Below are 11,491 nucleotides of genomic sequence, written 5' to 3'. Positions count from 1 at the left end.
CAAAGATGTTTCGGAATATTGATTTTTCTTGTACATTGTTCACAATAGAAAATATTTGGCGAGGAGGACAAAGGATGAAGTTAATAGAAATTTTAAACCTGCCAACTTTCAAAGAAACGATAGTCGTAGGTGGAGAACTGGGGTTACAAAAAAGTGTTCAATCTGTAAATCTTATGGATGCTCCTGATATTATTCATTACTTAGGCGATGAGCAATTATTATTAACGACAGCGTACTCCATAAAAAACAATCCTAATGCCTTAATTGAGCTCGTAACACAAATGGCTAAACAAGGTTGTGCTGGATTAGGGTTAAAAACAAAAAGGTTTATTGAAAAGATACCTGAAGAAGTAATCGAGTTAGCCAACGAAATGCACTTTCCAATCTTTGAGATCCCTCTCGATTATTCACTCGGCGATATGTTAAACGAGGCTTTAAGTTGTATTCTAAAAGAGCGTACACATGAATTAAATTATGCTTTAAATATTCATCGTGAATTTACCGACATTGTTGTTTCAGGTGGTGGATTCTCCAATATTATTGAGAGCTTAGCTACAATTTTAGACTTGCCAGTCATTTTACTAAATTACCGTTTAGATATAATGGCTTATTCTCACGACATTGATAAAGAGTCATTTTTTGAAATTTATTGGTATATCCACGAGAAAATTCACCACGAGAATCTTGACACATATAAAGTGTTAACTCTCCCTCGAGAGGATGGAAACAATAGCTATACCGACTTTTCAATCTATCCTATAAATACAACAAATCAACAAAAGGGATATATAATTATATTCGGAAGTACTTTATCTAGTAAATCCTCTTTTACATTAGCTATTGAACAAGCTGCCAATGTAATATCATTTGAATTTATGAAACTCCATGCACTCGAACAAAATTCACGCAGATTAAAAAATGAATTCTTCGTTGATTTGGTTGACGGAGCCATACCGAGTGAAGAAGAAATCATCAACCGAGGTAAAGCCTATCATTTAAATAAATCCCTCCAATATATTTGCATAACTTGTAAAATTGACGGCTCCTCTGATCTATACCAAGACACGTATCCATTACAAACAGAAAAAGAAACTAGCCTCCAAAGGGATCGTATTTATGAACTAATGGAATCTGAATTAACAAGGCAATTTGACTGTAACGTTTTTACGAAAGGGGATTTGTTTACAACATTACTAGGGTTTGACTTTTATAATGATGATATTGAAAAGAATGTTTGGGACGTTATTACTGAACTACAATCAGATCTTTTTCGGATAATTGACTCATCCATGTCTTTTGGAATTAGCAATTACACGGAGAATATTACAGATATCCCAACAGCTTTCCAAGAAGCAGTAGATGCTTTAAAATCGGGTTATCGAGAAAATAAAAAACGCTTTATCAAAACATACCGAATTAAAGAGCTTGCCGAAATCTTTAAAACGATCCCTTCACAAAAGTTAAAAGAATTTTATCGATCAACTCTAAGAGATCTAGCTTATCCAAAGGATAAAGAGAAAGAAGATCTAGTTCAGACACTTTCTGTTTTTCTAAACCATAACTGCCAGATTTCAGAGACAGCCAAAATATTGTTTATTCATCGAAACACTGTTATCTACCGAATTAAAAAATGTGAAGAATTGTTAGGAATTGAGTTGAAGGGGTCCGATGAAACGCTTACTTTACGGACAGCTTTATTTATTCGCTCATTCATCCATAATAAAAACGAAAAGTTATTACTTTAGATAACAGCCCTTTGCCTAGTCATCAAAGAGTGGTTTCGAATCCACTGAAAAAGGGGAAAATCATACCTTTTGAAGATCTAAAGGCAAAGGCACTGGGATAGAGTCAGCGAGGCCATGGCTACACACGCCGTGCGCTTTTTGAAAAATTCCTCAAAAAGCTTAAACGAATACGGCGGCTACACACATGGTTTCGAGTCCATTGAAAAAGGGAAAATCGTACCTTTTTCAATGGACTCTTTGTAGTGCTTTTTGGTATTCTTCTGGAGTATCAATATCAAAATGGATCATTGGATCATTAACAGCAACGTACTCTTTTTCGATTAGAGACAACACCTCTTTTCCACCTGCATCCCCAGTAACTTTTGAAAAGTCATTGGCCTTGAAATTCCCCCAAAAAACAGGGTGCCCAGGCTTGCCGTTATAACATGGACGAATAACAAAAGGGCTTGTTGCTCTCGCTCCACTCAGACACCCTTTTGTTACTACTCTACTAATTGTTTCCTTTGAAATATTAGGCTGATCACCTAAAAAAACCATTATTGAATTTATAGAAGGGGCTACACTCTCTATACCAGCTAAGAAAGACGTACTTTGGCCATCTCGATAATCGTTGTTTTTAATCCAAGAAAAACGACGATCTGTCATTTCGATTTCGTCAATTATCTCATCAGCGCGATGACCTATGACCACCTTTACTTCATCAAATGAGTGTGCCATAACATTCTCTATCACGTGTTCAAGAATAGACTTACCAGCTAATCTTAGTAGCTGCTTTGCAGAGCCCATTCGAGCTGAAACACCCGCAGCTAAAATAATTGCACTAACTCTATTATATTTCATCACATAGAACCTCACCTTTTACTAGTTCACTTGCACTTTTTTTCTTTTTTGAGCTTTATCAAGTACCCTTCTTTTATTTCTGACTTTAATTAATTCTCCTAAAATACTAATACTTATTTCTTCGGCCCCTTCGGCATCAATATCCACCCCAATTGGTGAGTGCATCCACTCTGGCACCACATACGACTGCAATAATCGTTCTGTTCTTCTCTTGGGACCTAATACTCCTAAATATTTAGGTTGATTCCGCAAAAAATAAGTAAGGATCTTTCGGTCACGTAAAAAGCTATGCGTCATCACTACTACATAACCGTTTGGCTTCAGTTCATTCTTATTAAGGAATGTCTCGGGATGTTCAACAATTAACTGTGCTGCATCTGGAAAAAACTCTTTCCGACACCGGTCTTCTCTTGGGTCAATAACAATTGCGTAGAAATTTAGTTCAGCTGTTCTTTTTACTACTGGCTCTACATCCACTCCTGCTCCAAAAATATAAAGAGTATCTTTTGGTTCGTGTAATTCAAACAAAAGCTGTGAATTCAATTCTAAATTTAATTGATATTCGAAGGTACGTCCTTCCTTATAAAAGTAAGTTACTTCATTACGTAACGATTGCTCCGTTTCATTCATATTACAAGAACCAACTTTTTCACCATCTGTCGTAAAAAAGGTATAGGAACCACTTAATTCATCATTCAGTTCTCGAACAGAAATAAGCTTGTGTCCTTTTTCTAGTCGGTCTAACACAGGAGGCCAAAAGAGGTGACTATCTACTTGATCTTGCCAACAAATCGGTTCGACCAACACTTTAATTTTGCCATTACATCCAGCTCCCTGTCCCCAGCCTAGATCATCTTCTGACCGCAAGTCGTATTCGATTGTTTTTACGCTTCTTTTTTCAATAACAGTATCAGCATGAATTCTCAGGTCTTCTTCTAGACATCCCCCACTAATCATTCCATAATGGACGCCATTGTCTAAAAATAACATTTTTGCCCCTTCATGACGGTATGCGGATCCATCAACTTGAATTACCGTTGCTAATGCGCACGTACGATATGGTTGTTCTTTTAGAATACAAAGGTAATTATAAAGCTCCTTCAAAACAACCCTCTCCTTTCAATGACTATCTTTTGGCATCTGAACTTACTTTCCTTAGAACTCGATAAATTCCACCATAGCCCGTGCAGCGACATAAATTCCCTGATAAGCCTTCCTTTAACTCATCAAATGTTGAGTTTGGATTTCCGGATAACATTGCCTTAATTGAGATGACCATGCCTGGGGTACAGTATCCACATTGAAATCCCCCCTCTTCTAAAAAAGCCTGTTGAACTATATCCATTTTCTTTTCACCTATTCCTTCTATTGTTACGACTTGCCTCCCTTCACATTGGTAAGCCATTGTTAAACAAGAATTATGTTGTTTTCCATCTATCAACACCATACAGGCACCACATCTGCCAATCTCACAAGATATTTTCGTGCCTGTTAAATGTAAATCACTTCTAATAACGTCAACCAATCTTCTTGACGGATCACACTCTATACTTATGGGCTCTCCGTTTAATTCAAAAGAAAATTGATGCGTGGTAGTTTTACCTTTCTCACTTATTACATCGACATTTTGATTGCCCATTTACTTGCCTCCTATCATGAGGTGATTAAAATTGGAGATATCACCGAGTAACATTTCTCGTTTCACTGGTAATTCCGTTAACCAAACCCCTGTAGCCTGCTTAATTGCTGAGACAATTGCTGGAGCTAAAGCAACTGAACTAACCTCCCCTACACCACGAGGGCCAAAAGGGTCGTTCTCAGGTAATTCTTCTATCGCATCGACGTGATGGTCTTCAGGTACGTCAAAGATTGTCGGAATTAAATACGTATCTAGGTTTTTCGTAACATATTGACTAGCGCTCATAAGGGCATCTTCCGTAAGTGTAAATCCTAGTGCCATCACACTTCCCCCTTCTATTTGACCTAAATAACCCATTGGATTAATAACTGGCCCTGCTGCAACTGCATGGTCAATTCTTTCAACAGCAACCTCACCTGTTAATAGATTCACCTCTACTTCAACAATTACAGATGTACTTGTATATAAATAGTGTCCTCCGATGACCGGATCCGGCGTTACAGGGTAATGAAACTCAGTCGAACATTCAAGGCACTCACTATTTTGAGCTAATTGAGCGTATGTGATTACTCGCTCTTCCTTTCCAGATACGTTAGCCCAAATCCCACCACTTCCTGTTTTTAATGTACCTTTAGCATACCCTGTTAACTTACTTACTCTAGTAAACATTCCTTCTAAAAACGGGTCTTTTAACCGGTTTAACGCTTGCCAAACCATGTTTGTTGTTCTAGAAGCTGTTGATGATCCACTTGATGGCACACGACCGGTATCACCTATAATGATATTGATATCTTCTTTTCTACATCGAAAATGATCAAGCAATAAAATTTCTAATGTTCCAATTAGTCCCTGCCCAAATTCCTCATGACCAAAAGCCACTTCAATTTTTCCTTCGTTAGTTAGTCGAATTGTTCCACCTGCATGGTCAGGAAGCCCGTAGCCTAAACCAGACCCGTGCATCGCAATAGCAACACCAACGCCACGCTTTTTCCAAGGTTCACTTGTATCCTGGTCTGTATTTTTCCTCTCCCAAAGTGGAGACTGCTGAATCGCTGCCCACACTTGTTCCGGTCCATTCGTTGGCAAGATTCGCTGTCCCATCGGACCTAGATCCTCTTGCTTTCGTAAGTTTCTCCTTCTTAATTCCCATGGGTCGATGTTTAGTTTTTTAGCTAAGCGATCCATCTGACCTTCTAACGCAAAAATGACTTGATTTCCTCCAAACCCTCGAAATTCACCAGAAACACCATTATTTGTGTAAATCGCTTTCCCCCTCACATCAACGTGGCTTATGAGGTATGGCCCCATCGCATGCTCTGTGGCAAAGTTGAGCACCGGAGCTCCAAGAGTTGAATATGCACCTGTATCTGATGTAATTTGAACTTTATGTGCGATCAATTCCCCCTTCTCATTGACTCCTGTTTTCATAGTTATTTTCATAGGGTGACGTTTGATGCCGGCTTTAACCGACTCCCACCTTGAGTTATGCATTTTTACTGGTCTATTACAATGAAGGGCAAGTAAAGAACCATAGGGCTGGATGTTCAGTTCATCTTTTCCACCAAATGACCCTCCTATTGGACTTGAAACAACACGAATTTTTTCCTCATCGATATTTACTATGCGCGACAGTTGCATGCGGTCTTTATAACCGTGCTGCGTGGGGGCATAAACCGTCAATTTCCCTTCTTTGCTAGGAACAAATACTCCTCCCTCTGTTTCAAGATACGTGTGCATTTGCCTAGGAGTTAGATACGTCTCTTCAACGATGTAGGCACATTGCTCAAACCCTGTCTCTACGTCACCTCTGCTATAATTCGTTTGATGCAGGATATTGCCATTCGGATGTAGCAACGGTGCATCTGGCTGTAATGCAACCTCTGGTGAATCAATTATTGGAAGCTCCTCATACTCGACTTCAATTAACCGAATCGCTTCCTCTGCAATTTCTTTGGTTACAGCAGCTAATGCTGCAATCGCATCACCTTTAAAACGGACATAATCCTCACAAAAGACTGGTTGATCCGGATTACTAATACCAAATCCATTCAATCCAGGTATATCACGATGGGTTAATACTGCTATTACACCAGGATAATTGAGGGCTTTTTCCGTATTTAAGGAAACTACTCGCGCATGTGGAAACGTACTTCTTAACACTTTTCCATATAACATGTTTGAGAATTTAATATCGGTTAAATAGTGCAGTTCTCCAGTTACTTTTTCTTTTCCATCTGGCCTCTCTCTCCATCTGTTACCACTCAAGCTACGATTGAGTCGCATGTCCAGTCCCCCTTTTACTAGGTCCGTTATTGATCAACTCACTTACAATTAGATTTGCTACTACTGTTTTCTTATACTCTTCTGATAGAAAAGGATCCGATACAGCTAAATATTCCTTTTTGATTAACCGATGAACTTTCTCTATTATTTCCTTTGAGAGTGAATTGCCAATAAGCTCTTTCTCTGCTTTTTTCAGCCTCACTGGCAAAGGACCTCCTCCTGCAGCCAGTGCAACACTCTGAAGTAGCCCATCTGTGTTAATGATCCCTCTTCCAGCAACTGTGACTAGTGCAGCAGTAAAGGTTTCACGCCGCCCCACCTTTGTAAAAAAAGAAACCTCTTTTAAATTAACTTCTTCATCTATATCAATTTTTAAATCCACTAAAATTCGGTTATCGGATCTTACATCATTCGTTTGCAATGAATGTAACCACTCCTCGATTGTTTCCGTCTCAATCGAGTGGCCATCAAACCAACTCATCTTCGCTTGATAAATCATCAACGCAGAGATTGTATCACCTGCAGTTGTATAAATATTTCCACCAATTGTAGCTTGATTTCGTATTGATGGGGCAGCGATACAACGACATGCCCTTATAAGAGGGGTTACATACCTTTGTAAAAGTGGACTTTGAATACAGTTAGTCAGACTAGTTTGCGAGCCAATCACGATCTCTCTTCTGCCATAAGAAAGACTCTCTTTAATTCCTTGCATCTCAGCTATATTTTCCAAGCTTATAAGATTCGGTGCCATCTCACGTAGATTTGCCTCCCATTGCGTACGAAGCGATGTTCCTCCTGATACATAACAAAACGCTTCTGGCTCAAGATTCATTTGTATTTTCCATGCTTCTTCTAAATTATTTGGTCTCCAAATCGTTTTAGTTGTTCCCACCTTTTAAACCACCTCTTTCTAACATAAGGCACCTGGATTTGTTATCCATTGTTTTTCATCTATGTATTAATTTTCTACGATTTACCTTAGCAAAACATAAATTTTGTCAGGAAAGTTAACAGGTTTTTTATCTCCTGCGTATTTTTTACTACGCTTCAAGCACGAAAACACTTTTAATCCATTAATATCAAAAAAATATTAGTACTTTAGATATGTATTGTGCCATAATCGAACTAGATAGAATTTAACAGTCCTATTGGAAGTATGGTAGAAAACCTTCCCGTGACAGATCAATTTCAAAATTTATAACAGAAAGAAGTGACAAATTTGGTTAGAATTTTTTCACGAAAAGAAAACTCCCCAGTGAGTATCATGTCTTCGATCTCAAATCAAAATAATGATGTTTATATAAAAGTAAAACCGTCAAGCACCGTCAGCAAACAAATTGAACTAATCAATCTAACAATAGAAGATTTAGCTATCATTCGTGCTTTTCAACCAGTTATTAAGGAAAATCTAGACCACATCGTTGCTCAATTTTATAAAAATTTAGGGAAAGAGCCATCCCTTATGAAAATTATTAACGATAATAGTACAGTAAGCCGTTTGCAGAAGACCCTTTACACTCATATCTTTGAGATGTTTAGTGGGCAAATTAATGACGATTTCATCCAAAAAAGAAACATTATCGCTTATGTTCATGTCAAAATTGGACTTCAGCCCAAATGGTATATGTGCGCGTTTCAAGATTTGCTCTTATCATTAATGGAAGTAATTGATGAACATACAATCAACAAAGATGAGTTAAAAAGAGCGACGGTAGCTGTCACCAAGATCCTTAACCTAGAACAGCAACTTGTATTAGAAGCTTACGAATTAGAGAATGAACGAATCAGAAATGAAGCAGAAGAAAAAAAGGACCTTTTAAAAGAGGAAGTCAAGAAAAATGCTGCAGACCTAGCAGCTGTCAGTGAGGAAACAAGTTCTTCTATCCATGAAATAACGAGCAAAACGAGTGAAATTAAGAAATTAACTGTATCAAGCTCTGAAATCGCTATCACTACAGAAGCGAAATCAAAGGATGGCAAAAATCGCTTAATTAGTTTAGAAGAGATTATGATCAGTACACAAGATAATATGAAAAGGATCTCTGCTCAAATGGAACAGTTAATTTCAACCTCGAAAAAAATAGAGCAGATTTCACAAATTGTTACATCTATTGCAGATCAGACCAACCTTCTTGCTTTAAATGCTTCGATCGAAGCAGCTCGTGCTGGTGAACAAGGAAAAGGATTCGCCGTGGTAGCAGGTGAAGTGAGGAAGCTAGCTGAGAATACGAAAGAGACCGTATCTGAAGTTTCAAACCTAGTCAATGAAATCAATCGCTATACAAGTACGATGTCTGAATCGATCGATGAAAACAATAAATCGATTGAAAGAGGGACGAAAGAATCTAGTCAAACAAACCAATTTTTTGATGAAATTCTAAGTTCAATGGAAACGATGAAAAAACAAAATATGATGATTTCCGATGAGATGAAAAACTTGGCTGAAATCTTCGATGAAATTAATCAATCTGCTGAACACGTAGCCGCCTCTTCAGATAACTTAACGAATGTGACTGCTTCTTTGTAACATAGAATTTCCCTTAAACTAACTGTCAAATGTAAAAGGTCTTTTTTACATTTGACAGTTCTTACAATAAAACGTCTTTCGCGATGAAACCTCATCCTTTATAATCGTTTGTCCACAGCGTTGACATGCCTTCCCCTCACGATCATATACATAGCAATGATTATTATAGCTTCCAGTTAGTTGATCACCCTTGTAAACAGGAACATCCATGTAGCCACCTAAAGAAATTCCCCTTCTTAATATCGATTGAATACTATCAAAAAGCTTCTTTATCTCATCATCTGTTAATTCATTAACTTGTCTCTTCGGTAAAAGCTTGGCATTAAAGCAGATCTCATCAGAATAAAGATTGCCGATACCAGAAAGAAACTTTTGGTTAATCAACGTTGTTTTTAACTTCCCTCTTTTTTTATCCATCATCGTCATAAATGCATCTAAATGAAAAGAGGAATCTAATGGCTCTGGTCCAAGTTCAGCAAACTCTTCTTGGAGTTGTTCTAGCGTCATTAAATGCAAATAACCTAGCCGTAAGCCAATAAAAAATAACTTTCTAGTTCCAAATGATAGCGTTACTTGTTTTGTTCGATCAGGTTCATCATCATCTCCACCTAGATACATTAAGCCTCCTAACATTAAATGTAACAATAAATTTCCACCTGAATCTAACTTGAATACAAGGTACTTTGCTCTTCTTTCAATCGCTACAATTGTACGTCCTCGAACTTGTTTAATGAAGTTGTCAACAGGTACATTCACTGTTTTTTCTCTCGTTACATCGACATCAGTAATTGTTTGTCCTACTAATTTTTCACTTAAGATGCGTTTGTATGTTTCCATTTCTGGTAATTCTGGCACAAAGTTCTCCCCAATCTCTATGTTGTTATACGATAGGATCTCTGACATACTTCAAAAAAAGGTTAAACATCTTTCCTTTTCTTGTCTAAAGGATCTGGTTCTGACGGTCTATTTTTTATTAGGATGAGTGGAGCACGTATCATCAAGTCCAACCATTCTCCAAACCTGTATGGCGCAAACGGAGTAGTATAATAATTCCCAAAACTCCTTAATCCAACTAAGTGAATATTAATTAAAATATAAACAATAACAATTCCAAATAGCCCAAATAACGTTGATGCAATCATGACAGCAAAGCGTAAAAGCCGGAATGTAATACTGACATTATAGGCAGGAATTGCAAATGAAGCAATCGCTGTAATCGCAACAACAATAACCATTACCGGACTAACGATCCCAGCACGAACTGCAGCGTCTCCGATTACTAAACCACCTACAATTCCAATCGTTTGTCCAATCGGTCGAGGTAACCGTATTCCAGCTTCTCTTAATAACTCAAATGTGATCTCCATTAAAAATGCTTCGATAAATCCAGGAAATGGTACACCTTCACGCGTACCTGCAATCGACATAGCCAAAACGGTCGGAATCATCCCTTGATGATAAGAAACCATTGCAATATAAAGCCCTGGTAAAAAAACAGCTATAGCAGCCGCTAAGTAACGAAGCATTCTGATAAAGCTGCTAATTTGCCAACGATCATAATTGTCTTCTACAGCTTTCATTAAGTCACCAAAAGTAATAGGGGCCATTAAAACGAATGGCGTTCCATCTAACGCAACAATGACTTTTCCATCTGTTAAAGCTGTAATCGTTTTATCGGGCCTTTCCGTTCGCAATACTTGTGGGAAGGGAGACAGGATATTATCTTCAACAAATTGTTCTATAACCCCAGTTTCCATTGTCAGATCCATATCAAGACAAGAGAGTCTGTAACGCGCTTCCTCAACAAGTTCTTCATTTGTCACACCCTTCAAATAAACGATAGCAAAATCTGTTTTAGATCGTCGCCCTAACTGTCCAAATTGCACAGTCAGATTCGGATCACGTAGTCTTCTGCGAATTAACATAATATTTGTATGCAGAACTTCATTAAATCCATCACGTGGGCCACGTACAATTACTTCACTTTCAGGTTCTTCAATAGCTCTTTGATTGAATTGTCTCGTTTCAAATAAGATCAACTTATCTATTCCATCAATAACAAGTAGTGTTTCACCTGACATTAGAGGTAACATTGCTTCATCTATCGTTTCTTTAACAGAAACTTCAATGAATGTTACTACTTCTGTTAAGATGTGCTCTAACAATTGAGAAGGAATTAAGGGGTCATTTGATTCAGCAAAATAAATGAGTGGCTTAATAATTCGATCTTCAATCCCCGAGTCAAAAGCTAAGCCATCAACGAAATATAGACTCGCTTTTAAATGAGAGCCTATTTTAAAATTACGTTGAACGATGTCATCACTTTCACCAACAATGTTATTAATTGTTTGGTTCATAACAGTAAGGTCTTTTGAAAGTGTAATATCATATTCATCAGCCTGACGAACTTTTTGCTCATTTAATTTCTTTAACAGCCTTCTATACATCTTCTCA

The 11,491-nt window shown here is 37.7% G+C and carries 9 protein-coding genes; 2 read left to right on the top strand and 7 right to left on the bottom strand.

Annotated elements, in window-relative coordinates; all coding sequences use genetic code 11:
* Nucleotides 1-74: 74 nt before the first annotated feature.
* Nucleotides 75-1,745, top strand: a complete 1,671-nt coding sequence (locus AC1FXZ_RS17150; RefSeq protein ID WP_480055869.1) for a PucR family transcriptional regulator — start codon at nucleotides 75-77, stop codon at nucleotides 1,743-1,745.
* A gap of 225 nt (nucleotides 1,746-1,970) precedes the next feature.
* On the opposite strand, the gene AC1FXZ_RS17145 is transcribed toward AC1FXZ_RS17150, so the two are convergent.
* The 5 genes from AC1FXZ_RS17145 to AC1FXZ_RS17125 are packed head-to-tail and all read right to left on the bottom strand — an operon-like array spanning nucleotide 1,971 to nucleotide 7,402.
* Nucleotides 1,971-2,585 (bottom strand): nucleotidyltransferase family protein, encoded by a 615-nt coding sequence (locus AC1FXZ_RS17145; RefSeq protein ID WP_480056070.1) that lies wholly within the window; start codon nucleotides 2,583-2,585, stop codon nucleotides 1,971-1,973.
* A gap of 21 nt (nucleotides 2,586-2,606) precedes the next feature.
* On the bottom strand, nucleotides 2,607-3,689 hold the full coding sequence (locus AC1FXZ_RS17140) for an XdhC family protein (RefSeq protein ID WP_480055867.1): 1,083 nt from the start codon (nucleotides 3,687-3,689) through the stop codon (nucleotides 2,607-2,609).
* A 22-nt stretch (nucleotides 3,690-3,711) separates the two neighbouring features.
* Nucleotides 3,712-4,224, bottom strand: a complete 513-nt coding sequence (locus AC1FXZ_RS17135) for a (2Fe-2S)-binding protein (protein ID WP_480055865.1) — start codon at nucleotides 4,222-4,224, stop codon at nucleotides 3,712-3,714.
* Nucleotides 4,225-6,507 carry a xanthine dehydrogenase subunit D gene (gene pucD / locus AC1FXZ_RS17130; protein WP_480055863.1) on the bottom strand — a complete coding sequence of 761 codons (2,283 nt, stop codon included), beginning with the start codon at nucleotides 6,505-6,507 and terminating at the stop codon, nucleotides 4,225-4,227.
* Nucleotides 6,491-7,402 (bottom strand): FAD binding domain-containing protein, encoded by a 912-nt coding sequence (locus AC1FXZ_RS17125; RefSeq protein ID WP_480055861.1) that lies wholly within the window; start codon nucleotides 7,400-7,402, stop codon nucleotides 6,491-6,493. Before AC1FXZ_RS17125 ends, pucD begins: the two co-directional genes overlap by 17 nt.
* A 372-nt stretch (nucleotides 7,403-7,774) precedes the next feature.
* Here AC1FXZ_RS17125 and AC1FXZ_RS17120 point away from each other — a divergent pair, with 372 nt between their 5' ends.
* Nucleotides 7,775-9,037 carry a protoglobin domain-containing protein gene (locus AC1FXZ_RS17120; RefSeq protein ID WP_480056068.1) on the top strand — a complete coding sequence of 421 codons (1,263 nt, stop codon included), beginning with the start codon at nucleotides 7,775-7,777 and terminating at the stop codon, nucleotides 9,035-9,037.
* A gap of 45 nt (nucleotides 9,038-9,082) precedes the next feature.
* Here AC1FXZ_RS17120 and mutM read toward each other — a convergent pair whose 3' ends face one another.
* Nucleotides 9,083-9,892, bottom strand: coding sequence for a bifunctional DNA-formamidopyrimidine glycosylase/DNA-(apurinic or apyrimidinic site) lyase (gene mutM, locus AC1FXZ_RS17115; protein ID WP_480055859.1), 810 nt, complete (start codon nucleotides 9,890-9,892; stop codon nucleotides 9,083-9,085).
* Nucleotides 9,893-9,954: 62 nt separating this feature from the next.
* Nucleotides 9,955-11,484, bottom strand: coding sequence for a spore germination protein (locus AC1FXZ_RS17110; protein ID WP_480055857.1), 1,530 nt, complete (start codon nucleotides 11,482-11,484; stop codon nucleotides 9,955-9,957).
* Between the last annotated feature and the right edge of the window lie 7 nt (nucleotides 11,485-11,491).

Source organism: Halalkalibacter sp. HAAS-P014, from assembly GCF_056619965.1.
This window is presented reverse-complemented; position numbering and strand designations above follow the sequence as displayed.

What these genes read in the sequence shown, in the direction of transcription:
- pucD (WP_480055863.1), bottom strand. Translation starts at nt 6,507, where the DNA reads ATGCGACTCAATCGTAGCTTGAGTGGTAACAGATGGAGAGAGAGGCCA.
- AC1FXZ_RS17120 (WP_480056068.1), top strand. Translation starts at nt 7,775, where the DNA reads ATGTCTTCGATCTCAAATCAAAATAATGATGTTTATATAAAAGTAAAA.
- AC1FXZ_RS17150 (WP_480055869.1), top strand. Translation starts at nt 75, where the DNA reads ATGAAGTTAATAGAAATTTTAAACCTGCCAACTTTCAAAGAAACGATA.
- AC1FXZ_RS17145 (WP_480056070.1), bottom strand. Translation starts at nt 2,585, where the DNA reads ATGAAATATAATAGAGTTAGTGCAATTATTTTAGCTGCGGGTGTTTCA.
- AC1FXZ_RS17135 (WP_480055865.1), bottom strand. Translation starts at nt 4,224, where the DNA reads ATGGGCAATCAAAATGTCGATGTAATAAGTGAGAAAGGTAAAACTACC.
- AC1FXZ_RS17110 (WP_480055857.1), bottom strand. Translation starts at nt 11,484, where the DNA reads ATGTATAGAAGGCTGTTAAAGAAATTAAATGAGCAAAAAGTTCGTCAG.